General features: G+C 60.5%; 19 protein-coding genes and 1 pseudogene. 12 read left to right on the plus strand and 8 right to left on the minus strand.

Going from position 1 to position 22,466, the window contains the following annotated elements:
* Positions 1 to 103 precede the first annotated feature (103 nt).
* On the plus strand, positions 104 to 799 hold the full coding sequence (locus tag CKA38_RS04640; RefSeq protein WP_161554727.1) for a DUF4412 domain-containing protein: 696 nt from the start codon (positions 104 to 106) through the stop codon (positions 797 to 799).
* A 99-nt stretch (positions 800 to 898) separates the two neighbouring features.
* Here the strand turns inward: CKA38_RS04640 and argJ are convergent, their stop codons facing one another.
* The gene (argJ, locus tag CKA38_RS04645; protein WP_108826414.1) at positions 899 to 2,221 is read right to left on the minus strand and encodes a bifunctional glutamate N-acetyltransferase/amino-acid acetyltransferase ArgJ; all 1,323 of its coding nucleotides are present in this window, start codon (positions 2,219 to 2,221) and stop codon (positions 899 to 901) included.
* A gap of 87 nt (positions 2,222 to 2,308) precedes the next feature.
* A protein-coding gene (gene prfB, locus CKA38_RS04650; protein WP_192881149.1) for a peptide chain release factor 2 occupies positions 2,309 to 3,455 on the minus strand; the annotation gives its coding sequence in 2 pieces (ribosomal slippage) (positions 2,309 to 3,382 and positions 3,384 to 3,455; 1,146 coding nt in all).
* Here prfB and CKA38_RS04655 point away from each other — a divergent pair.
* Positions 3,399 to 3,638 (plus strand): hypothetical protein, encoded by a 240-nt coding sequence (locus CKA38_RS04655; RefSeq protein WP_108824451.1) that lies wholly within the window; start codon positions 3,399 to 3,401, stop codon positions 3,636 to 3,638. The genes prfB and CKA38_RS04655 overlap by 57 nt on opposite strands.
* A gap of 95 nt (positions 3,639 to 3,733) precedes the next feature.
* Positions 3,734 to 5,164 (plus strand): KamA family radical SAM protein, encoded by a 1,431-nt coding sequence (locus CKA38_RS04660; RefSeq protein ID WP_108824452.1) that lies wholly within the window; start codon positions 3,734 to 3,736, stop codon positions 5,162 to 5,164.
* 55 nt (positions 5,165 to 5,219) lie between these two features.
* Here the strand turns inward: CKA38_RS04660 and pheA are convergent, their stop codons facing one another.
* The 3 genes from pheA to hisA form a co-directional block, all read right to left on the minus strand.
* Entirely contained in the window at positions 5,220 to 6,293 is a 1,074-nt protein-coding gene (gene pheA, locus CKA38_RS04665) for a prephenate dehydratase (protein ID WP_236919158.1), read from the minus strand.
* Between the two features lie 24 nt (positions 6,294 to 6,317).
* Complete coding sequence (gene scpB / locus CKA38_RS04670) at positions 6,318 to 7,457, minus strand: SMC-Scp complex subunit ScpB (RefSeq protein WP_108824454.1); 1,140 nt, start codon at positions 7,455 to 7,457, stop codon at positions 6,318 to 6,320.
* Positions 7,458 to 7,564: 107 nt separating this feature from the next.
* Entirely contained in the window at positions 7,565 to 8,293 is a 729-nt protein-coding gene (gene hisA, locus CKA38_RS04675) for a 1-(5-phosphoribosyl)-5-[(5-phosphoribosylamino)methylideneamino]imidazole-4-carboxamide isomerase (protein ID WP_108826415.1), read from the minus strand.
* Positions 8,294 to 8,454: 161 nt separating this feature from the next.
* Here hisA and CKA38_RS04680 point away from each other — a divergent pair, with 161 nt between their 5' ends.
* A complete protein-coding gene (locus CKA38_RS04680; protein ID WP_108824455.1) occupies positions 8,455 to 9,297 on the plus strand; it encodes a helix-turn-helix domain-containing protein in 843 nt (280 codons plus the stop codon).
* Positions 9,298 to 9,458: 161 nt separating this feature from the next.
* On the plus strand, positions 9,459 to 10,163 hold the full coding sequence (locus CKA38_RS04685; RefSeq protein WP_108826416.1) for a glycosyltransferase family 2 protein: 705 nt from the start codon (positions 9,459 to 9,461) through the stop codon (positions 10,161 to 10,163).
* 45 nt (positions 10,164 to 10,208) lie between these two features.
* Here CKA38_RS04685 and CKA38_RS04690 read toward each other — a convergent pair whose 3' ends face one another.
* Both CKA38_RS04690 and CKA38_RS04695 read right to left on the minus strand, forming a co-directional pair.
* Positions 10,209 to 10,676, minus strand: a complete 468-nt coding sequence (locus tag CKA38_RS04690) for a GNAT family N-acetyltransferase (RefSeq protein WP_108824456.1) — start codon at positions 10,674 to 10,676, stop codon at positions 10,209 to 10,211.
* Position 10,677: 1 nt separating this feature from the next.
* The gene (locus CKA38_RS04695) at positions 10,678 to 11,361 is read right to left on the minus strand and encodes a 3'-5' exonuclease (RefSeq protein ID WP_236919256.1); all 684 of its coding nucleotides are present in this window, start codon (positions 11,359 to 11,361) and stop codon (positions 10,678 to 10,680) included.
* A gap of 137 nt (positions 11,362 to 11,498) precedes the next feature.
* Here CKA38_RS04695 and ychF point away from each other — a divergent pair, with 137 nt between their 5' ends.
* The 3 genes from ychF (at position 11,499) to CKA38_RS04710 (ending at position 15,147) form a co-directional block, all read left to right on the plus strand.
* Positions 11,499 to 12,605, plus strand: a complete 1,107-nt coding sequence (gene ychF / locus CKA38_RS04700; RefSeq protein ID WP_108824457.1) for a redox-regulated ATPase YchF — start codon at positions 11,499 to 11,501, stop codon at positions 12,603 to 12,605.
* A 146-nt stretch (positions 12,606 to 12,751) separates the two neighbouring features.
* Positions 12,752 to 13,501: a DUF1638 domain-containing protein gene (locus CKA38_RS04705; protein WP_161554728.1), complete on the plus strand. Its 750-nt coding sequence runs from the start codon at positions 12,752 to 12,754 to the stop codon at positions 13,499 to 13,501.
* Positions 13,498 to 15,147: an ASKHA domain-containing protein gene (locus tag CKA38_RS04710; protein WP_108824459.1), complete on the plus strand. Its 1,650-nt coding sequence runs from the start codon at positions 13,498 to 13,500 to the stop codon at positions 15,145 to 15,147. Before CKA38_RS04705 ends, CKA38_RS04710 begins: the two co-directional genes overlap by 4 nt.
* Before the next feature lie 85 nt (positions 15,148 to 15,232).
* Here CKA38_RS04710 and prfA read toward each other — a convergent pair whose 3' ends face one another.
* Positions 15,233 to 16,363, minus strand: a complete 1,131-nt coding sequence (gene prfA, locus CKA38_RS04715; protein WP_108824460.1) for a peptide chain release factor 1 — start codon at positions 16,361 to 16,363, stop codon at positions 15,233 to 15,235.
* Positions 16,364 to 16,562: 199 nt separating this feature from the next.
* Between prfA and CKA38_RS15940 the strand changes: the two genes are divergently transcribed.
* The 4 genes and pseudogenes from CKA38_RS15940 (at position 16,563) to CKA38_RS04735 (ending at position 22,406) form a co-directional block, all read left to right on the plus strand.
* Positions 16,563 to 17,528, plus strand: a complete 966-nt coding sequence (locus CKA38_RS15940) for a radical SAM protein (protein ID WP_202863960.1) — start codon at positions 16,563 to 16,565, stop codon at positions 17,526 to 17,528.
* Positions 17,426 to 17,848, plus strand: a complete 423-nt coding sequence (locus CKA38_RS15945; RefSeq protein WP_202863961.1) for an SPASM domain-containing protein — start codon at positions 17,426 to 17,428, stop codon at positions 17,846 to 17,848. Before CKA38_RS15940 ends, CKA38_RS15945 begins: the two co-directional genes overlap by 103 nt.
* A 210-nt stretch (positions 17,849 to 18,058) precedes the next feature.
* Positions 18,059 to 21,969: pseudogene (gene metH, locus CKA38_RS04730) on the plus strand (methionine synthase).
* Between the two features lie 107 nt (positions 21,970 to 22,076).
* Complete coding sequence (locus tag CKA38_RS04735) at positions 22,077 to 22,406, plus strand: phasin family protein (RefSeq protein ID WP_108824463.1); 330 nt, start codon at positions 22,077 to 22,079, stop codon at positions 22,404 to 22,406.
* Positions 22,407 to 22,466: the final 60 nt, after the last annotated feature.

Here is a 22,466-nt window from a genome sequence, read left to right on the forward strand (position 1 = left end):
AACATTAAACATGAAAAATAATGTTAATTGAGCGCAAGCCGGATGACTGGGTTTGAACACGCATGCATTCGGACATAGTTTGAACATGAAATCATTTATTATCATGAAAACTAAAAGGATTTTTTTCATATTCACGCTTGCGAGCCTCTCATTTCTCACATGCGGGCTTTTCGCATTTGAGGGCAAGATAAACATGCGATTCACCGATTTGGCCCGTGACACCGAACCGCAAAATATCACGCTTTACTCCAAGGGCGAGCTCTTGCGTTTTGAGTCGGCGGCGCAGAACCGGAAGGACAAACACGCAGTTACGATCATTGATCACAGCCAGCGCAAAAAGACCGTGCTCATGCCCGGCAGGAAGGCCTACACGATAAACTGGTTTAACGGCCAGGTTGCGGAGCAAATAGCGGTTGATTTCAGCCAGACCCAGTTCAAGGCCGCGGACGATGCGGAAAAAATCGCCGGAATTGATGCCGAGAAATACACGGGCACGGCGCAGGACGGTAAATACACGGAGCTTTGGGTGACGAAATCGCTGGGAAAATTCCTGCTCAAATATCCCGGCATGGGCGTGGTTGACGCCGTTGGCAGCAACATTGAACAAGCCGCGTGGTCGAAGTTCGCCTATTCGCAGGATTTCTTTGTGCTTCGCGCGGTTGAATACGACCGGAAGGGTGGCGCGGAAAAATCCCGTTTTGAGGTGACTGAAATCACGCAGGAAAAACAAAAGGACTCACTTTTTAAAATCCCGAGAGGTTATAAAAAAATCGACGCGACCGATGTGAAGGACAAATAAATTCCGGCAACGTCAGTCGCGTCAAAAGCACAAAGAGCGAAAGACGTCTCCGGGGCAACTGTTCCGCTTATACACACCAATGTTGATATAAATATTGTATCAACTCCGGTAGTCCGCGTTTTCGCTCACATATTCGTGCGTGAGATCGCCGCCCAAGACCGCGCACTCACATCCGCCGCTTGCGAGGTCGATTTCAATTTCGACGCTGCGCTCGTGCGGCGGGTAATGAATCGGCGGCGCAAACACGCCGTCCGCGGTCGGCGCGCTTCTGTAAAGCTCGGCCTCGCGCAAATGCGCCACAAGCGCGGTTTCCTTTTCCGGATCGAGCCTGAACGCGCCATTCGCAAAAATCTCGATGCCGCCCATGCGCGCGCTCATGCGAGAGACATCGAGCGAGGGCATGTGCGCGCCGACATGTTTTCCAACGGCCTGCACAAGACGGCCCACATTCGGGTCGTTCCCCGCAACGGCGCACTTGAAGAGCGGCGCGTTGACGATCGCTTTTCCAAGCGCGCGCGCGGTTTCGAGGTCGGACGCGCCTTTCACGATGACGCGCATCACATGGCGCACACCCTCGCCATTGCGCACCACATCCTCCGCAAGGTCGCGGCAAACTTGCGCAAGCGCCGCCTCGAACGCGGCATACTGGCCCGGCTCGCAGGGAACTTTTCCGGACGAGACAAGCGCGACGGTGTCCGATGTGCTCGTGTCGCTGTCGATGCTGATCGTGTTGAAACTCGAATCGACGGCGCGCGCGAGCATGGCGCGCAGTGTGTCGCGCGGCACGGCGAGGTCGGTCAAAATATAAACGAGCATCGTGGCCATGTTCGGCTCGATCATGCCGGCGCCCTTGGCGATGCCGACAATGCTGCCCGCGCCGACGGAGGCGCGGCGGATTTTCGGATAAAGATCGGTCGTAACGATGCCTTCCGCTGCGGGCAAAATCGAGTCGCCCGAGAGCGCTGCAACGGCATCGGGCAGCGCGGCCATCATCGCATCGGCGGGAAGCGCCCAGCCGATGACGCCGGTCGAACTGGGCAGCACTTGCTCCGGCGAAATGCCGAGATGCCGGGCGGTTTCCGCGCAAACGCGCTCCGCGGTTTCCACGCCGCCGGGCGCGCAGACATTGGAAATTTTGTTGTTAACGATGATCGCGCCGAGCGCGGGTTCGGCGAGGCGTTTGCGTCCGATGATGACGGGCGCGCCGGGAAAGGCGTTGCGCGTAAACATCGCGGCAAAATCCGGCGTCGGTTTGTCGAGCACGATAAGCGTGAGCGTCATGCGCGCGGGTTTCGGCGCCTCGACGGGGGTGAACTCAAAACGGGCGGTGCCGGCGCGAAATCCGGCGGGCAGCGCGGCTTGCGAGGCGAGCCATGCGCGATGGGCGTCCTGGTTGGCAAAAATAAGATTGGTCGATGGCACGGCGAAGAAAACGCGAAGGGTGAGGAGGGAAGAGTGAAACGTCAAAAAAAGAAAGCGACCCCGGAGGATCGCTTCCCTTTTTATGAATCACTCGTCGTCCACCTTGATGTCCTTGTTGCGGTGGCGCGGGCTGCCGGCGCGGAGCCAGCCGTTGATGAAGCGGTCGATGTCACCGTCGAGCACGCCCTGCGTGTCGCTGGTTTCGACGCCGGTGCGCAAGTCCTTCACCATTTGGTAGGGTTGCAAAACGTAGCTGCGGATCTGGCTGCCCCAGCCGATTTCACCTTTCTCGCCGTAGAATCTTTCCATCTCGCTGCGCTGCTCGTCGAGCCGGCGCTCGTAGAGGCGCGCTTTCAGGACGCTCATCGCGCTGGCGCGGTTCTTGATTTGCGAGCGCTCGTTTTGGCAGACCACGACCATGCCCGTCGGGATGTGCGTGATGCGCACGGCGGAATCGGTCGTGTTGACGCCCTGGCCGCCCTTGCCGGAGGAACGATAAACGTCCACGCGGATTTCGGTTTCGGGAATATCGATTTTGATGTCGTCATCGATTTCCGCGACGACGTCCACCGCGCAAAAGGAGGTGTGTCGGCGCTTGTTTGAATCGAACGGGCTGATGCGCACGAGGCGGTGCACGCCGCGCTCGGCGTTCACGTAACCGTAGGCGTTTTCGCCCTTGATGAGGAGCGTGGCGCGGCTGATGCCGGCCTGGTCGCCGGGCTGCACGTCCTGCACCTCGACCTCGAAGCCGCGGCGCTCGGCCCAGCGCGAATACATGCGGAAAAGCATGTCGGCCCAATCGTTCGACTCGGTGCCGCCCGCGCCGGCCTGGATGGAGAGGATGGCGTTGTTTTTGTCGAACTGGCCGGTGAGGTAGGAGGCGATTTCGAGCTTGTCGAGCTCCCCGACCATCGCGGCGGCGGTGGTTTCGAGCTCCTTTTCAAACTCGGCCTGCTCGGCGCCCTCGGAGGCTTCGGCAAGCTCGACCATCACGTCGAGATCGTCCGCCCTTTTCTTAAAGGCGACGACGGGCACGACCGCGCTTTTGAGCCGGTTGAGATTGGCGATGTGTTTTTGTGCGCGCTCGTTGTTGTCCCAAAAATCGGGCGCGCCCATTTGCGCTTCGAGCGCCTCTATTTCGCGGGTCTTTTGGTCGACGTCAAAGAAACCTCCATAAATGACCGGCTCGCTTTTTTATGTATTCGATATGGGAAAATGTTTCTGGTGTGATCATGATGTTGTTTGTGAGCCGCACATGGCGGCACGCGGGCGCGCAAGGCGCAAGGGGAAATTTGATTCGGAAAAAATCTTCGCAAAAACGAAATGCGGGCTTGGCAACCGGTTCTCGCGCGCCGCAAAATGTGTGTTACTCGAAGGCAAAGCCGCTTTTCGCCCACGGCGAAAGACAGTCGTTTGAAATTACACGCAGCGACGTTTGTTTTGCCACTAGAGTCCTTACGCGGGACGCAGCGCGTGTCGCCCAACAGCAATTATCAAAAGAAAGGACATTGTATGACGCCGCCCAACATCACGACAAAAAGGCCCTCCGGCCGGGGCATTCAACCGCGCAAATATCGGGCTATTCAACGCCGGGACCTCGACTCCCTGCCGCAACTCAGCGGCCTCTCTACGGAAGAGCTTCTCGGCATGAAGGCCGTCGCCGCGGTGCTTCCATTTCGTGTCAACGAATACGTGATCGAGGAACTCATCGATTGGGACGCGATTCCGCAGGACCCGATGTTCCAGCTCAGTTTTCCACAGCCCGACATGCTCGCGACCGACGACCTCGCCGCCATGCGCCAGCTCATCGCCGATGACGCGCCCGCCGCGGAACAATCCGCGCTCGCGCACGCCATCCAGCTCAAGATGAACCCCCACCCCGCCGGCCAGATGGAGGTCAACGTGCCTCGTCTTGAGGACGGCACGCCGCTCCCCGGCATGCAGCACAAATATCGCGAAACCGTGCTCTTTTTCCCGAGCCAGGGGCAGACCTGCCACACCTATTGCTCGTATTGTTTTCGCTGGGCGCAGTTCGTCGGGATGGACGACCTGAAATTCGCCAGCCGCGAAGCCGACAGCCTCCGCCGCTACGTCACGCAGCACTCCGAGGTAAACAGCATCCTTTTCACCGGCGGCGATCCGATGGTGATGAACGCCTCGCTGCTCTCGCGCTATATCGAACCGCTTCTCGAGCTCGACCACGTGTTGAGCGTGCGCATCGGCACCAAGTCGCTCGCATGGTGGCCGTATCGCTTCGTGACCGACAACGACGCGGACGACGTGCTGAAACTTTTCGAGCGCGTCGTGAAAAGCGGGCGCCACCTCGCGCTCATGGCGCACTTCTCGCACCCGCGCGAACTCGAAACACGCGTCGTGCAAACCGCCATCCGCCGCATTCGCGACACCGGCGCGATCATCCGTTGCCAGGCCCCGCTCGTGCGCAACATCAACGACGATCCACTGGTTTGGACGAATCTCTGGAAACGCCAGATCGTGCTCGGCATGGTGCCGTATTACATGTTTGTCGAGCGCGACACCGGCCCGAAAAACTACTTCGAGGTGCCGCTCGCCCGCGCGTATGAAATTTTCAACAAGGCCTATCGCCGCATGTCCGGCCTTGGCCGCACCGTGCGCGGCCCGTCAATGTCCGCGCTTCCCGGCAAGGTGCTCATCGACGGCATCGCCGAGGTTCGCGGCGAAAAGGTTTTTGTGCTGAAGTTCATCCAAGGCCGCGAACCCTCGTGGGCCGGTCGCGTCTTCTTCGCGCAGTTCGATGAAAAGGCCACCTGGCTCGACCACCTCAAGCCGGCGTTCGGCGAAAAGGAGTTTTTCTTCGAGCCCGCGATGCGCGACATCAAGACGCACCACCGCGCGCCCGCATGGGGCGACCGCTCAAAGTTCGTGAAACGCCTTTCCGAATTCGGCCACGTCGAGTGGATGTGATTTGGAGACGCGCGGGGCGTTGCGCGGCAACGCTCCCGCGGGCGGCAACGGAACTTTACCGCGGATAGCTGCCAAGCCATTTGACCATCGTGCAATACTGGCGCATCTCGGCGATGGCTTCGCGCATCTCGGGGTCGTCAATATGGCCGCCCGTGTCGATGTAGAAATAATAATCCCATGCCTTGCGGCGGCTCGGGCGCGATTCGATTTTTGAAAGGTTGATTCCGCGCTTCGACAGGGGCTCGACCATTTTCAAGAGCGTCCCCGAGTGCAGGGCGGCGTTTTCGTCGAGCAAAACCAGCAGGCTTGTCATGTCGCGACCTCCGCCAACCGCGCCCGACGGCTCGCGGCCGATCACGAAGAAGCGCGTCATATTGTTCGCCTTGTCCTCAATGTTGCGCGCCAGGATCGGAACGCCATAGCGCACGGACGCGAGCTCGTTGGCGACGGCCGCCGCGCCGGGTTGCTCGGACGCGATTTGAACAGCGCGCGCGGTGCTCGACGCATCGCACAACTCGACATTCGGCAGGTGGCGTTGCAACCAGAGCCGGCATTGCGCAAGCGCCTGGTCTTTTGAGTAAACTTTTTTGATTTGGTCGAGCGGCTCGTTTGTGATCAGGCAGTAGGAAATTTCCATGTAGAGCTGCGCGACGATTTTCAGCTCCGAGGATACAAATTGGTCGATCGCGTCGCGCACGGAACCGTCGGTTGAGTTTTCAATCGGGATGATGCCGTAATCGACCTCCTTTTTTTCCACCGCGGTGAAAATATCCGCAAACGAAGTCATGGCGTGGTAATCCACGCTCGATCCGAATTTCTTGATGGCGGCTTGGTGGCTGTTTGTTGATTCGGGGCCGAGGTAGGCAATCTGCAACGGCTTTTCGAGCGCGATGGCCGCCGACATGATTTCGCAGTAAATCGCCTTCAGCGCGTCGTTTTTAATCGGCCCCTTGCTGAGCGATGTGACTTTGCGCAGCACTTCCGCCTCGCGCTCGGCCACGTAGATTTTGCCGCCGACGCTGCGCTTGGCCTTGCCGATCTCGGCGGCCAGGGCGAGGCGTTCGTTGATCAATTCAACAAGCTGGCGATCAATGACGTCGATTTTTTCGCGAAACGGGGTGAGGTCCATGATTGTGGGTTGTTTGCGGAAAAACTATTCCGTTTTTTCGGGCTCCCCGGATTCGGGCTGGTCTGCCGGAGCGGGTTGTTGATCATCCGTCTGATCGGGCTGGGACGCCGCCTCTTCGGCGGATGCCTCCTCAAACGGAGGAGTCGATTGGTCCCCGACGCTCACTTCCGCGAGATTCGGCGACTCACCCTCACCCTCTTCGAGCGGCAGGCCCATGTCGGCGTCGGATGGCGGCGTGATCTTCGTCGAGTTTTGCAACCACGCATCGATCTGGCGCGGCGAGAGCACATCGGACGCGGGCAGCTCGACGAGCGACTTCACGCCGACGAATTCGAGAAACTTGTCCGTCGTGCCATATTGCAACGGACGGCCGGGCAAATCAGCGCGACCCGTGATGTAAGCGAGTTCGCGCTCGATTAGTTTGTTCAGGCCGGCGTCGGCGGACACGCCGCGGATCGACTCGATTTCGCTGCGCGTCACAGGCTGGCGGTAGGCGACGATCGCGAGTGTTTCGAGGGCCGACTGGGAAAGCCTCACCGGGGGCGGTTCGTCGCGCATAATGCGAATCCAGCGCGCAAAGCGCGGATGCGTCATGAGCCGGTAACCGGCGGGACCCTCAACGAGAATGTAGATGTCGTTTGCCGCCTGCAGTTCAACGGCGATGGCGTCCATCGCCTCGCGAATTTGCGCCGCGGTGATGAGCGACGGCACGCCTTTGTAAAGCTCCTCGTCCGAGTCCTCCGGGGATTGCACGACAACCTCCGCGGTGTCCTCGGATGAACCGCTCTCCGCAGCCGTTGAGGACGCGGGATCATCGGCGAGCGGTTGCGCGTCGCCATCCTGCGCCGCCTCATCGGTTGTTTGTTCAGACCGCAGCTCGGCAGGTTTCAACGAAGGCGCCTCGGGATCGGGGTCCGGCTCCGGTTCACGCTCGACAGGCGTGTCGGCGGACGCATCGGCATTTTCAACAATATCATCGGCGGACGCGTCCGTTGCGACGGCATCCGACGGCACGGTAAGCGGCGGTGCCTCCTCGTCATTTTCGACAGCGACGGGAGCTTGTTCGTGAAAACGCGCAAAAATGTCCTGCACGTCCTTGATGGAAAGTGCCTGGCTGGAGGAAAACAGGAGTGCGCGAAGCACCTTTTGCAGATTGAAAGCCATTGATAAAAATGAGCCAAAAATGAATGAGCCGCCCCGCCCCGAAGCAATAACGAAAAAAACAGACCGCCCCGACGCCGGCCTCGTTTCAAAACTGAATGAACTTCGGACTACGCTCGCGCGTCCGCAATTGCCTGCGCGAGATCAACGCGTTTTTCGTAAATCGCCTTGCCTATGATCACGCCGTCGAGGTTGGCGTGGCGCTTCGCGAGCGCGCCGAGCGCACCGACATCGCCTTGTTGCGACACGCCGCCGGAGGCGATCACGCCGCATTTCACGGTTTTCAACATCGCCTCCTGCGCGGCGAGATTCGGCCCGGTCAGCATGCCGTCGGTGCCGATGTCCGTGTAGATGAGCGTGGACACGCCGAGTGCGTCCATGCGTTGCGCAAGCGCCAGCGCGCTCGTGCCGGTCGTGGAAACCCAGCCCTTGACCGCGACCATGCCGTCTTTCGCGTCGATGCCGACGGCGACTTTCGGGCCAAACGCGCCAACCAGCTCGCGCACAAACTCCTCGCTTTCCGCCGCGCGCGTGCCAACCACGACACGCGACACGCCGAGTGCCAGCGCGCGCTCCACCGCCCCGCGCGAGCGCATGCCGCCGCCCAGTTGCACCCTCATTCCCGCGGCGACGATTTCGCGCACCACGGCCAGGTTTTGCGACTCCCCGGAAAACGCGCCGTCGAGATCGACCACATGCACCCAGCCCGAACCGGCTGCCTTGAATTGCGCCGCGATCTCGGCGGGGTTTTCCGAGTAGATTGTCTGCTGGTCCGCGCGGCCCTGTGTGAGGCGCACGCAGCGCCCGCCCTTGATGTCGATGGCTGGATAAATTGTCATGGTCGAAAGCGCGTAAAACGCCCCCAAACCCTCCCTGTTGCAAAGATAAACTGCGGGGAAGGTCAAAAAAATGCGCTGCGCGCTCCAGACTCTTGCGAATACGCGCATTATGTTGCACTTCGCACTTCCCTTGGAGTCCGCTTTTCCTTAACTCTCCCAACATGCAAACAATCGGCGAACGACTTGAAGAGGCCCGCAAGCGCAAGGGCGTTTCCATCCGCGAAGCCGCGGAAGCCACGAAGATTCGCGGCGAGTATCTGCACAAATTTGAATCCAACCAATACGACATCCGCCTGCCCGAGATTTATGTGCGCGGCTTTCTTCGATCGTATGCCAATTTCCTGAAACTGCCCGCCGACAAAATCATCGCCGACTACAACGCCCTACATCACGGCGAGGCCAAGTCCAGCCGCTCGATGAGCCGCGAAGTTTACGGGCGCATGGACATCTCGACCAGCAAGGACAAGGAAGCCAAGGATTCGCTTACCGGGGGAACCACACCGCCCATATCAGGCGCCTCCGGAGCCCCCGGCGAACCCGCCGCGGTCACGCGCAATCCGGCCACGTTTGTGCCCCCGCATTCGCCGGGCTCCTCGCTCGACAAAAAACTCCTCATCAAGCTCGGCGCGATCATTGGCGTGATCGCGGGCATAATCATCCTGATTGTTGTTCTTCTCAGCAACGGCGGCTCGTCGTCGTCCGCACCCAAGGAAACATGGGTGCAAGCGCAGGCGGGCGAAGCCACAATCACAATCGCCGCGAAGGACCTCCCGGTTGAGGTGAAAGTCACCGCAAAGGATCCCCAGCCGGACGGAAGCACCATCACCTATTACCTGGGCACGATTCCCGTTGGTGAGACGCGCGCCATTCCGCGCCGCACGGATATCATTATCGAGTGCGCGCATCCGGAAAATCTGGTTTTGACCGTCGGCAACTGGACAGGCCAGCTCACCGATCCCACAACAGGCCGGCTGATGACACGCGGACAAATCAACAAACAATAAGTCCGCCACACTTCGCTTCCGGGGGAACAATCCCCTCATTAAAAAAAACGCGCCGCTCAATCCGGCGCGTTTTTTAATGGCACGACATGTTTTGAAAAAGGAGCATTATTAGTCATGACAAACACGTTCGCATATATTTCATTTGCGTGAAATTTTTAAAAATGACGCGGACACTTTCTGTTATTATTCCTTGCTACAATGAGCGCGCGACCATTCGCACGCTTGTCGACGCCGTGCTCAACTGTGGTGTGAATCCAATCGAGATCGTCGTCGTTGACGACGGCTCGACCGATGGCACCCGCGATGTGCTCGGAAGCGAAATTGCCCCGCTCGTCTCCAAGATTGTTTACCACGAGAAAAATCAGGGCAAGGGCGCCGCGCTGCGCACGGGCTTCAAACACGCCACGGGCGATTACGTGATCGTGCAGGACGCCGACCTCGAATACGATCCGCGCGAACTTCCACTCCTCATGCAACCGCTCATCGACGGCAAGGCTGATGTTGTTTTCGGTTCGCGTTTTATGGGAGGCGCGCCCCACCGTGTGCTTTATTACTGGCACAGCCTCGGCAACCAGTTCCTCACGACACTCTCAAACATGTTCACCAACCTCAACCTCACGGACATGGAGTGCTGCTACAAAATGTTTCGTCGCGAGGTTATCCAGGAAATCGCCCTCGAGGAAAACCGTTTCGGCTTTGAACCCGAAGTCACCGCCAAGATCGCGCGCCGCCAGTTGCGCATTTACGAAGTCGGGGTCTCCTATTCGGGCCGCACTTACGCGGAGGGGAAAAAGATCGGCTGGCGCGACGGCTTTCGCGCCATCTACGCCATCTTAAAATACAACATCTGGCACCGGCGCGGCTGAGCGGCACAGTGTATTCAGTTTTCAAATACAGACCACGCGGTTTGATCAAAGCATGAGGGTGAGAATGTCGCGCTTGTCATCCTTAAAGCCGGCCTTCAGGTAAATTTCCATGGCCCTCTTGTTGTGATGGTTCACCTCGAGCCGGACGGCAACCGCGCCCTCCCGACGCGCCCAATCGCCCACCATGTCCAGCGTTCGCGGCGCCAAACCCCGCCCGCGCGCGGCGGGTGCCAGATAAAGCTCGTCAAGAAGCGCCACGCGCCCGCCAAATTCAAGGCTGTGCCAAAACACAACCACCACATAACCACCGGGCGCGCTCCCGGGTGCGGATGAGTTTTTCAGCAAAAACACGCGCCCAAGCTGCGGCTCGCGTAACAACGCGCGCAACGCCGTCCGCACCGGCCCGGGGCGAAGCTCGATTTGGTCTTCCATGTAAAACGCCTCGATCAGCTCAAACAGCGCGCCCTCGTCGTCGGCGCCGGCCTCGGTCCATTTCCATTCAATCGTATTCATTTTAAAACAATTCCTCCTGCCGCATGGCGTCGCGTTTTTCGGGATTTGCCGTGCTTGTTTGCAAAAGCCACGGCACCGTCATGTTGGCAAACTCCGGCCGCCGTCCGAGCGAAACCAGCAACAACGCCGCCGCGAGCGCGTCGTAGAGCGCGGCATGGTAGCGCCGCCGTCCCTCGGGACAATGCTCCGCCGCCATCAAGTCGAGCTCCGCCTTCAAGCCAAACGCTGCGACGAGTGTTTCCAGTTGGCCGGACTTGAGCTGCGGGAAAACCTCCGCATACAAGCGCCCCGTGTCAATCCACGGCCCCCACTCAGCGGTTGCATGCGAGCCGCCGCGCGCAAAATCGGGCGACTGCCGCGAATAGGGCCACGCGGATTTGATGAGCGAGTTTTCCGCGTGCGCAAAATGCGCCCCGAGCGGCCCCGCCTCGCGCAATCCCGCAAAATACGCGAACTCCCCGTCCGTCGCAAACGGCTCGGAATGCGCGACCAGTCCCGCCGTGAGGCCGTGGATCGCCGCGTCCTCATTGCGCACGCGGCCGGTCGCCCGGCAAAACCGCGTGCGTGTTTTTTCAACACGACCGCCCCGCAGGGTAACCACACCGTATTCAAGAATTCCGGACGCAATACTCCCCTCGAAATCAATGAAGTGAATGGGAATCTCGGTCCAGCGCATGGTGATCACAGACAAAAATGAAAATCCCAGGATAATTCAACAACAGCAATCGAAGCCGCAAACACGCGCCCTGCTTTTAAAAATCATTCATTTGCTTGACCCTTCCCGTCCGTGCGCGAGACGCTTTGCGTTTTTCCTAAAACATCATGCTCAAAGCAGGCATCGTCGGCCTTCCCAACGTAGGCAAATCCACTCTCTTCAACGCCCTCACACGCTCCCGCAAGGCGGAGGCCGCGAACTACCCGTTTTGCACCATCGACCCGAATGTCGGCGTCGTCACCGTGCCCGACGAGCGCGCCTACGTGCTGCAAAGAATCGCCAAGACGCAGGTCGTGATTCCCGCGGCGGTTGAGTTTGTTGACATCGCCGGACTCGTTGCGGGCGCAAGCAAGGGTGAGGGCCTCGGCAACCAGTTTCTTGCCAACATCCGCGAGGTGGACGCCATCGTGGAAGTCGTGCGTTGCTTCGAGGATTCCGACGTCGTGCACACAATGGGCGTGGTCGACCCCGTGCGCGACATCGAGGTGATCAACACCGAGCTCGTGCTCGCCGATCTCGAATCCGTGACGAAGCGCATCGAGAAAACGCAGAAAAAAGCGAAGTCCGGCGACAAGGAGGCCATCACGGAAATGGCGCTTCTCGAAAGACTCGTGCCGCATCTCAACGAGGGCAAAACCGCCAACGTGCTTCCCGGCGCAACCGAGGACGACCGGGCGATGATGAAACTCTTCCAACTGCTCACCGCCAAGCCCGTGCTCTTCGCATGCAACGTCGCAGAGGGCGATCTTGCCACGGCAAATGAAAACCCGTTCGTGCAAAAAGTCGCCGAGTATGTGCGCACGCACCACGACGCGGCCTATGTGCCGATCTCCGCGAAGATTGAGGCCGAGCTCATTGAGTTGCCGCCCGAGGAGGCGAAGGCGTTTTTGAAGGATCTCGGCGTGGACGACTCCGGTGTTTCAATGCTGATCCGCGAATCCTATTCGCTTCTCGGCCTGCAAACCTACTTCACCGCCGGTGAAAAGGAAGTGCGCGCGTGGACGATCAAAAAAGGCTGGAAGGCGCCGCAAGCCGCCGGCGTCATTCATACCGATTTCGAAAAAGGTTTCATCAAGGCCGAGGTTGTCAGCTTCGAGGACCTCTCGAGACTGGGCAGCGTGCTCGCCGCGCGCGAGGCCGGCAAATACCGCCTCGAAGGCAAGGATTACGTCTTTCAGGACGGCGATGTCGCGCTGTTCCGGTTTAATAATTAAGCGGCGCGTTTTTTGCGAGAAGCGGGAAATCCCCGCACATTGCCAATGACTATGACCGCGCCGCGATCGCTTGCGGCGGCGGGGTTTTGTTTGCATGAAACCCTTGCGATGAGGCCGCCGGTCATGGCATGGTCGGGCTTCTTACCATGCCGCAAAACTCGCCGCGCATTGCCGTGATCGCCTGCTCCGTCCTTGAAGACGAGGTGGATCATTTTGCGCGAGGGTTGCCGCATGTGAAGGTGATCGAGTATTTGCCGCAGTTGTTGCACAACGAGCCGGTGCGTTTGCGCGCTGAATTGCAAGCCGCGGTGGAGCGTTGCGAGGCGAACCCGGCGGTGGACGCAATCGTGCTGGCCTACGGTTTGTGCAGTCGCGGCGTGGAAGGGTTGAGGCATGCGCGGTGTCCGCTCGTGATCGCGCGCGCACACGATTGCGTGACGCTTTATCTGGGCTCGAAGGAGCGTTACTCGGAATATCTTAAAAATTACCCGGGCACCTATTGGTATAGCCCCGGCTGGATCAAGGCGCACGCTCCACCCGGCCCGGATCGCGACGCGTATTTGCGGGAGGAATACGCGAAACAGTTCGAGCCGGAGGACGTGGAATATTTGGTCGAGCAGGAACGGCTCTGGACCGCGCATTACGATCGCGCCGCCTACATCGGGCTCGGCGCGGGCGAAAAACCGGAGCAGGTGGAATACACGAAGCAATGCGCCGCGTGCCTTGGCTGGGTGTTCGATCACGTGAGGGGCGACGAGTCGCTGATGCGCGATTTGTTTGCCGGGCCGGACAAGTGGGACGCGGAGCGTTTTCTGATCGTGCCGCCGAATCACGGCATTCAGTTGACCGCCGATGACTCCGTGATCAAAGCCGTGCCGCTGGAGGAGTCGAAATGAGCGCGGCCGATTCATTGCATGTGCGCGCGGCCGATGAGACGCGCGAACTGCCGCTTGCTCCGGCTGATCTTGCCGCCGCGAACACAAGCATGTTGACGGATTTTCTGGCAAAACGCGGACTGGCGTTGAACACGCGTTGCGGCGGGCGCGGATTGTGCAGCGGATGCCTGGTCGAAATCGAGCGCGCCGGAGGGAAACACGAACAGGCGCGCGCGTGCCGGATGCCGCTTGCGGAAGCGGTGGGCGCGGCGGCGGAAAACGCCGTCATCTCGATTCCGTCGAGATCGTTGTTAAAACAGCAGCCGTCGGTCGTGGATGATTTTCGCGTCAACATTCCGATGGCGCGAGATCCGCTGGTCGCGGGTGCGCGTTACGGCGCGGCGGTGGATGTGGGAACGACGACGGTGGCGGTGATCGTGTGCGATTTTGAAAACGGAAAAGTGCTTGCGCGCGCATCGGCATTTAATGCGCAAATCAGGTTCGGCGAGGACGTGCTCACGCGGATTCAACATTGTTGCACGAACGGCGCGCCGGCGGTGCGCGAATTGCAGCATGCGTTGATGGCGGAAACCATTCAGCCGTTGATCGAAAAAGCCTGCGCCAGGGCGGGCATCGCAAAAGGGGATGTGGGCGCGATCGCGATCGCGGGCAACACGACGATGCAACATCTCGCGGCGGACGTCGATCCGGCGCCGTTGGGCGCGCATCCGTTCACGCCGGCGTTTCTGGAGCATCGCGTGTATTCGGCGGAGGCGCTGGGTTTGGCGTGGCGCGGGCTGCCCGTGCATTTACTGCCCGGACTTTCCTCCTACGTTGGCGCGGATTTGACGGCGGGGCTGATCGCGACGGGATTGATTTACGAGGACGGTCCGTCACTGCTCGTCGACGTGGGGACGAATGGTGAAATCATCGCAAAAACGGGCGACCGCATCGTGGGCTGCGCAACGGCGGCGGGGCCGGCGTTCGAGGGCGCGGGATTGTCGTGCGGCATGCGCGCGGCGCGCGGCGCGATCGAACGCGTGCGCATGAGCGTGAATGCCGATGGCGTTTTTGAGATGCGACTCGACGTGATTGGATCCGGTGAAAGCAGCGCTCCCCTGAAGCCAATCGGCATGTGCGGCTCGGCTTACATCGATTTTCTATGGGAAGCGCGGCGCGCGGGGTTGCTCATGCCAAACGGCCGTTTTGCGCCGCGGGAAAAGCTGCCCGCGGGCGTGTGCGTGGAGGTTGATGAGCACGGAAAAAAGTTTCGCATCCACGAACACGGCGCGTCGGGACCACTGTGGATTTCCGAAATGGATGTCGTGAAATTGCTGCAGGCGAAAGCGGCGATTGGCGCGGGCATTTGCACGTTGCTGGACGTGCTCGGTATCAAAGCGCGTGATATAAAACGGCTTTATCTTGCGGGCGGTTTCGGCATGCATCTGTCACTCGAACATGCTATCGGCTGCGGCCTGCTGCCCGGCTTCGCGCCGGAGCAGATCGAGGTGGTCGGCAACACATCACTCGGCGGCGCGTATCTGGCGATAAACGACAAATCGCTGCTTGATGAAATGGAAGCCGCGCGAAAACGCTTCGAGGCCGTCGAGCTAAACCTGCACCCGAATTTCGAGGACGCGTATATTGACAACCTGTCCCTGGAGTAACCTTGCCCCCGCAAAAACACCCTTTCGCCGGGGCCCAAAACCGAGTGCATCCCAATAGGTTACACCGGTCGGCAAATATGCCCGTTCAGTCCTCGTCGTCCGCGCCGCCGCGGGTGGCGCTGGGGCCGGTGTATTCCTTGCCGGTGAGGCGGGCAAACTTCTCCTCGAAATCAACCCGTTGGAGCGCGGTGATGATTTCGTCGATGTCTCCCTCCATGACTTGCGGGAGGCTGTAAAGCGTGAGGCCGATGCGGTGGTCGGTGAGGCGGTTTTGCGGAAAATTGTAGGTGCGGATGCGTTCGCTGCGCCCGCCGGTGCCGATCTGGCTGCGGCGGTGCTCGGCATATTTTTCACGCTCCTCGTCCTCCTTGAGCTTGAGGAGGCGCGAACGGAGGACGGTCATGGCGCGCGCCTTGTTTTTGAGCTGCGAGCGTTCGTCGGCGCATTGCACAATGAGTCCGGTGGGCTTGTGCAGGATTTGCACGGCGGAGTCGGTTGTGTTGACACCCTGCCCGCCGGGACCGCTAGCGCGGCTGACGGTGATTTCGAGCTCCTGCGGGTCGATGTGGATGTCGACCTCCTCGGCCTCGGGAAGGACTGCGACGGTGACGGTGGAGGTGTGGATGCGGCCGTTGGCCTCGGTGACGGGGATGCGTTGCACGCGATGCACACCGCTTTCAAACTTGAGCTGCCGGTAAACATCCTGGCCGGTGATGAGGAAAATGACTTCCTTGTAGCCGCCGCGCTCGGTGCCGCTGCTGCTCATGGGCTGGACTCTCCAACCGCGGTTTTCGGCATAGCGGGTATACATCCGGAAGAGATCGCCGGCGAAAAGGCTGGCCTCGTCTCCGCCGGTGCCGGCGCGGATTTCCATGACGGTGTTGCGCGAATCGCTGGGGTCGGGCGGAATCATGGACTCAAGGACGGTTTCGCGAAGCTGTGTGCGTTTGCGCTCAAGCTCGGGGAGTTCGGCGGCGGCGAGTTCCTTGAGGTCGGGATCGGCGGCGGGGTCCTTGACGAGAGTTTGGGCCTCGGTGATTTCAAGCCCGGTTTTTTCGAAGGCGATGTGGTCGTCGATGAGGGCTTTCAGCTTTTGCTGTTCGCGGGAAACATCGGCGGCCTTGCGGGGATTTTGATAAAAATCGGGCGCGGACATCTGCGCATCGAGTTCATCGAGGCGGAGTTTGAAGGGAGCGATGTCGGGAAGCTGTTCCATGCCGAAAATACCGCACGAAACAGAAACTCCCGCGCAGTGCCAAGTCTGCAATGATCGCGGCCGGCGGGATTTGGCCCTCATCAGTTGTCGCGTCTTAATTTCGCGATTAGTTCTTCACTCCATTTCAATTTGCAGGCACGTTTTTGGCCCGTCACCATAATTGCAAAACAGCCCGGCGTCTCACACAACCCGCTTGCCGATGTCCGCACCGCTCACAAATCCTCTCAAGTCCGCGCGTTTCCCGTTTCACCTCATGACCAAGCCCGTCGGCTCGGTCTGCAATCTCGATTGCACGTATTGTTTCTATCTCGAAAAGGCGCGCCTCTACGAAGGCCAGGGCGGGCATCGCATGAAACGCGAAGTCCTCGCCACCTACATCCGCAGCTACATCGCCGCGCAACCGGGTCGCGAGGTCAGCTTCGCCTGGCAGGGCGGCGAGCCCACGCTTTGCGGTGTCGATTTTTTTCGCGAGGCAATGGAGCTGCAGCAACGCTACGGCGCCGGCCGCAACATCACCAACGCCTTCCAGACCAACGGCACGCTGCTCGACGACGAATGGGGCGAGTTTCTCGCCAAGCACAATTTCCTCGTCGGCATCAGCATCGACGGTCCGCGCCGCGTGCACGACGGCTACCGCGTGGACAAGGGCCAGAATCCCACGTTCGACCGCGTGATGAACGGCATCGACGTCCTCAAGCGTCACAAGGTCGAGTTTAACACCCTCACCACCGTCCATCGCAAAAACTCGCATCTTCCTCTCGATGTTTACCGTTTCCTGCGCGAAATCGGCTCCGGCTACATCCAGTTCATCCCCATCGTTGAGCGCGCCGCCGAGGCCACCGCCGCCGCCGCGTCCGGCCTTTGGCTCGCCCCGCCCCCAACCACCCCGACGCCGACGAGCTCGACTCGGTCGTCACCCAATGGAGCGTGCGCCCCTCCGATTACGGCAATTTTCTCTGCACTGTTTTTGACGAATGGATCAAAACCGATGTCGGCCGCATCTTCGTGCAACAATTCGACTGCGCCCTTGCCAACTGGGCCGGCGAACCCGCCGGTGTCTGCGTGTTTTCGGAAAAATGCGGACGCGCCCTCGCCATTGAGCACAACGGCGACGTTTACACCTGCGACCATTACGTTTATCCGCACTACAAGCTCGGCAATGTGATGACCGACGCGCTCGCCGACATGGTCGACTCGCCCATGCAAACCGCCTTCGGAGATTCAAAGGCCGACTCGCTCCCGCGCTACTGCCGGAAGTGCCCCGTGCATTTCGCCTGCCACGGCGAATGCCCCAAGCACCGCTTTCTCACCACGCCCGATGGCGAGGACGGCCTCGCGTATTTGTGCGGTGGATACAAAAAATTCTACGCGCATATCGACTCGCCCATGCGAACCATGACCGCGCTTTTGCGACAAGGGCGCGCGCCCGCCGAAATCATGCAAATCCCCCGCGCCCAATGGATGCGCGGACCAAAACTGCGATAAATGTTCTTTCGGGTGAAAATCCGGAATTTGATATAAATTGCAGCGTCAGATTGAGTTAACTCACACAACATCAGTGTAAATCGAATTAAGCTGAAGTATGTTGATACAATAAAATCAACATATTTTGATTCAATGATATGTTCATTGCAATTATCCCAACTTTGCCTTTTTGTAAGCGGTTTCACTTTCCTCGCAACAGACACCATCCACATGCCAGCCGCCGTAGCCAAACCCATCAAAGAATCGCGCTCGTTCGCCGGGCTGCGCGAGCTGTTTGCCGCGCGCATCGCAGTGCTCGACGGCGCGATGGGTTCGATGGTGCAAACGCACAAACTCACCGAGGCTGATTTCCGCGGCGGCGAGGGAGGCCGGCTCGCGAGCCACCCGCACGACTTGCGCGGAAACAACGACCTGCTCTGCCTCACGCGCCCCGACCTCATCGAAAAAATCCACGCCGACTACTTCGCGGCGGGCGCGGATTTGGTCGAGACAAACACCTTTAACGCCACCTCGATCTCGCAGGCCGATTATCACACCGAAAGCCTCGTCGCCGAAATCAACACCGCCGCCGCCGCAATCGCCCGCCGCGCCGCGCGCGCGGCCGAGGCCGCGTCACGCGAAAAAGGCGAGTCGCGCCGCCGCTTTGTCGTCGGAGCCATCGGTCCGCTTAACCGCACGCTCTCGATGTCGCCCGACGTGAACCGCCCCGAATACCGCGCCGTCACCTGGGCGCAAGTCGTCGACGCCTACGCCGGGCAGATTCGCGCGCTCATCTCCCCCGCACCCGACACCGACGGCGAGCCCGGCGTGGACGCGCTTCTCATCGAAACCATTTTCGACACGCTCAACGCCAAGGCCGCGCTCTTCGCAGCCGAAAGCGTTTTCGCGGAAACCGGCGTGCGCGTTCCCGTCATGGTCAGCGTCACAATCACCGACGCCTCCGGCCGCACACTTTCCGGCCAGACGGTCGAAGCCTTCTACAACAGTATCCGCCACGCGCGTCCCTTCAGCGTCGGCATCAACTGCGCGCTCGGCGGCGCCGCGATGCGCCCCCACGTCGAGGAACTCGCGCGCATCGCCGAGTGCCCCGTGACGTGCCACCCAAACGCCGGCCTGCCAAACGCCTTCGGCGGCTACGACGAAACCCCCGCCGACATGGCGCGCATACTCGGCGAGTTCGCTCGCAACGGACTCGTCAACATGGTTGGTGGCTGCTGCGGCTCCACACCCGCGCACATCCGCGCCATCGCCGGCGCCGTGAGCAAACTCAAGCCGCGCGCCATCCCAACCCGCCACCACGACCTTCGCCTCAGCGGACTGGAACCGCTCAACATACAATGACAAACGCCGCATCCACCCTCCTCGTCGTCGGCGAACGCACCAACATCACCGGCTCGCCGAAATTCGCCAAGGCGATCCGCAACGCCGACTGGCGCGCCGCGATCGAAATCGCCCGCCAGCAAGTCGAGAACGGCGCCAACATCATCGACATCAACGTGGACGAAGCCCTCATCGACGGCGAGGCCACCATGGTGCATTTCCTCAACCTCATCGCCGCCGAACCCGACATCGCGCGCGTGCCCGTCATGCTCGACTCCTCCAAATGGAGCGTGCTCGAAGCCGGCCTCCAATGCCTTCAGGGCAAAGGCATCGTCAACTCCATCTCGCTCAAGGACGGCGAGGCCGAATTCCTGCGCCGCGCCGAGCTCCTGCGCCGCTACGGAGCCGCCGCCGTCGTCATGGCCTTCGACGAACAAGGCCAGGCCGCCTCACGCGACGACAAAGTGCGCATCTGCACCCGCGCCTACCGCCTCCTCACCGAGCGCGCCGCGTTTCCGCCGGAGGACATTATCTTCGACCCCAACGTCCTCACCGTCGCCACCGGCATCGACGAGCACAACAACTACGCCGTCGATTTCTTCGAGGCCGCGCGCATCATCAAACAAACGCTCCCCGGCGCAAAAGTCTCCGGCGGCATCTCGAACGTCTCCTTCGCCTTCCGCGGCAACAACCCCGTGCGCGAGGCGATCCACACCGTCTTCCTCTACCACGCCATCCGCGCCGGCCTCGACATGGCAATCGTCAACGCCGGCATGCTCGGCAACTACGACGAAATCGACCCCGCTCTCCGCGCCCGCGTCGAGGACGTGATCCTAAACCGCCACCCCGAAGCGACGGACAACCTCATCGCCCTCGCCGAAAAAATCAAAACCACCGCCGCGCCGGTCTCAAATTTGAAATCTGAAATTTCAAATTCCACTGTCGCGCCCGCAACAGTGGAGGAGCGCCTCTCCCGCGCCATCGTCGCCGGGCTCGATGCCAACATCGAAACCGACACCGAACTCGCGCGCCAAAAATTCGCGCGCCCGCTCGACATCATCGAAGGCCCGCTCATGGACGGCATGCGCATCGTCGGCGAACGCTTCGGCGCCGGAAAAATGTTTCTCCCCCAAGTCGTGAAAAGCGCGCGCGTCATGAAACGCGCCGTCGCCTACCTCACGCCCTTCATGGAAGAGGAGAAGCGGCGCCTTGCGGCGCAGGAGTCAGGAGTCAGGAGTCAGGAGTCAGGAGAAAAACAATCAGGCCGCGCTCCCCGCGTCGTCCTTGCCACCGTCAAAGGCGACGTCCACGACATTGGCAAAAACATCGTCGGCGTCGTCCTCGCGTGCAACAACTACGAAGTCCACGACCTCGGCGTGATGGTGCCCTGCGAAAAAATCATCGCCGAGGCCAGGCGCCTCAACGCCGACCTCGTCGGCCTCTCCGGACTCATCACACCCTCGCTCGACGAAATGACCCACGTCGCCGCCGAGATGTCCCGCGCCGGCCTCGACATCCCGCTGCTCATCGGCGGCGCGACCACCAGCGCCGCGCACACCGCCGTCAAAATCGCCCCCGCCTACCCGCCCGGCGTCGTGCACGTCCTCGACGCCTCGCGCGTCGTTAACGTCGCCAGCGCCCTGCTCTCCCCTACGCAAAAACCCGCGTTCCTCGCCGACATCTTTTCGCGCCAGCAAAAACTCCGCGACGACTTCGCTGCGCGCCGCGCGCAAAAACAGCTCCTTCCCATCGCCGCCGCCCGCGCCAACCGCCAGCCCGTCGACTGGAGCGCCACCGACATTCCCCGCCCCGAATTTCTCGGCACGCGCACCCACGCCGACATCCCCGTCGAGGACATCATCCCCTACATCGACTGGTCGCCCTTTTTCAGCGCGTGGGAGCTCACCGGACGCTATCCGCAAATTTTCGACGACCCGAAAATCGGCAACGAAGCCAGAAAACTCCACACCGACGCGCAACAACTCCTCGCCAAAATCGCGCGTGAAAAACTTTTCACCCCCCGCGCCGTCGTCGGTTTCTGGCCATGCAATTCCACCGGCGACGACATCGAGGTTTATGATCATGAAGGTAGGGCGAACCCTCCGGGTGAGCCGAACACACTTTCGAGCAACACAACGGGCACGGCTCAGCAGGAGGTTTCGCCCCACCCCGGAAAAACTCCCCTCGCCCGCCTGCACCATCTGCGCCAGCAAATGGAAAAACCCGCCGGCCAGCACAACCACTGCCTTGCCGACTACATCGCGCCGCGCGAAAGCGACCGCACCGACTACATCGGCGGCTTCGTCGTGACGGCCGGTGACGGCGTCGAAAAACTCGCCGCCGAATACAAGCGCGCCGGCGACGATTACCGCGCCATCATGACGCAGGCGCTTGGCGACCGCATCGCCGAGGCGCTCGCGGAAAAAATGCACAAGCACGCCCGCGACCTCTGCGGCTTCGGTAAAACCGAAAACCTCACGCCCGAGGATTTGATCCGCGAAAAATACCGCGGCATCCGCCCCACGCCCGGTTATCCCGCGTGCCCCGACCACACCGAAAAACAAACCCTCTTCCGCCTCCTCAACGCAACCGAAGCCACCGGCGTTTCCCTCACGGAATCCTGCGCCATGACACCCGGCTCGTCCGTCAGCGGCTGGTATTTCAACCACCCCGACTCAAAATATTTCGGCGTTGGAAAACTGGGCCGCGACCAAGTCGAGGACTACGCCCGCCGCAAAACCATGCCCCAGGCCGAAGCCGAAAAATGGCTCGGCCCCTGGCTGGATTACGAGGTGGGATGATTCCATTGGCACCCGGGCCGATTTACATCGGTTTTAAACCGGCCTACGCCGCCAAATTCAAAAACCTGGTTGCACACTTCACGTAATCGGGCGATAGTGAGGGCACTATGATCGACGTAATCAAACGCACCATGCTCGCCGGTGTCGGCGCAGCCGTCATCACCAAGGAAAAAGCCGAGGCCGCCTTCGCCGAGTGGGTAAAGAAAGGCAAGATCTCCGCCGACGAAGCCAAGGCCATGGCCTCCAAGCTCGCCGACGACGGCAAAGCCGAATACGAACGCAGCTCCGCCGAAGTCAAACAAACCGTGCGCGAACTGCTGGACAAGGCCGGTGTCGGCCAGAAGGACCGCATCGACGCACTCGAGAAACGCCTTCTCGCGCTCGAGATCGAAGTCGCCAACCTCGCCACACACAAGGACGCGCCTCCGCAGGCGTGATTGTGCCCGCACCACAAATCATCAGGCTGACCGGCCCGATCTGATCGATCAGGCCGATTT

Source organism: Ereboglobus luteus, from assembly GCF_003096195.1.
In the GTDB taxonomy this organism is placed as follows: domain Bacteria; phylum Verrucomicrobiota; class Verrucomicrobiia; order Opitutales; family Opitutaceae; genus Ereboglobus; species Ereboglobus luteus.

Excerpts from the sequence above, each read along its gene's own strand:
- CKA38_RS04640 (WP_161554727.1), top strand. The coding sequence starts at position 104 with ATGAAAACTAAAAGGATTTTTTTCATATTCACGCTTGCGAGCCTCTCA.
- CKA38_RS04655 (WP_108824451.1), top strand. The coding sequence starts at position 3,399 with ATGACCGGCTCGCTTTTTTATGTATTCGATATGGGAAAATGTTTCTGG.
- CKA38_RS04660 (WP_108824452.1), top strand. The coding sequence starts at position 3,734 with ATGACGCCGCCCAACATCACGACAAAAAGGCCCTCCGGCCGGGGCATT.
- pheA (WP_236919158.1), bottom strand. The coding sequence starts at position 6,293 with ATGGACCTCACCCCGTTTCGCGAAAAAATCGACGTCATTGATCGCCAG.
- scpB (WP_108824454.1), bottom strand. The coding sequence starts at position 7,457 with ATGGCTTTCAATCTGCAAAAGGTGCTTCGCGCACTCCTGTTTTCCTCC.
- hisA (WP_108826415.1), bottom strand. The coding sequence starts at position 8,293 with ATGACAATTTATCCAGCCATCGACATCAAGGGCGGGCGCTGCGTGCGC.
- CKA38_RS04680 (WP_108824455.1), top strand. The coding sequence starts at position 8,455 with ATGCAAACAATCGGCGAACGACTTGAAGAGGCCCGCAAGCGCAAGGGC.
- CKA38_RS04685 (WP_108826416.1), top strand. The coding sequence starts at position 9,459 with ATGACGCGGACACTTTCTGTTATTATTCCTTGCTACAATGAGCGCGCG.
- CKA38_RS04690 (WP_108824456.1), bottom strand. The coding sequence starts at position 10,676 with ATGAATACGATTGAATGGAAATGGACCGAGGCCGGCGCCGACGACGAG.
- ychF (WP_108824457.1), top strand. The coding sequence starts at position 11,499 with ATGCTCAAAGCAGGCATCGTCGGCCTTCCCAACGTAGGCAAATCCACT.
- CKA38_RS04705 (WP_161554728.1), top strand. The coding sequence starts at position 12,752 with ATGCCGCAAAACTCGCCGCGCATTGCCGTGATCGCCTGCTCCGTCCTT.
- CKA38_RS04710 (WP_108824459.1), top strand. The coding sequence starts at position 13,498 with ATGAGCGCGGCCGATTCATTGCATGTGCGCGCGGCCGATGAGACGCGC.
- prfA (WP_108824460.1), bottom strand. The coding sequence starts at position 16,363 with ATGGAACAGCTTCCCGACATCGCTCCCTTCAAACTCCGCCTCGATGAA.
- CKA38_RS15940 (WP_202863960.1), top strand. The coding sequence starts at position 16,563 with ATGTCCGCACCGCTCACAAATCCTCTCAAGTCCGCGCGTTTCCCGTTT.
- CKA38_RS04735 (WP_108824463.1), top strand. The coding sequence starts at position 22,077 with ATGATCGACGTAATCAAACGCACCATGCTCGCCGGTGTCGGCGCAGCC.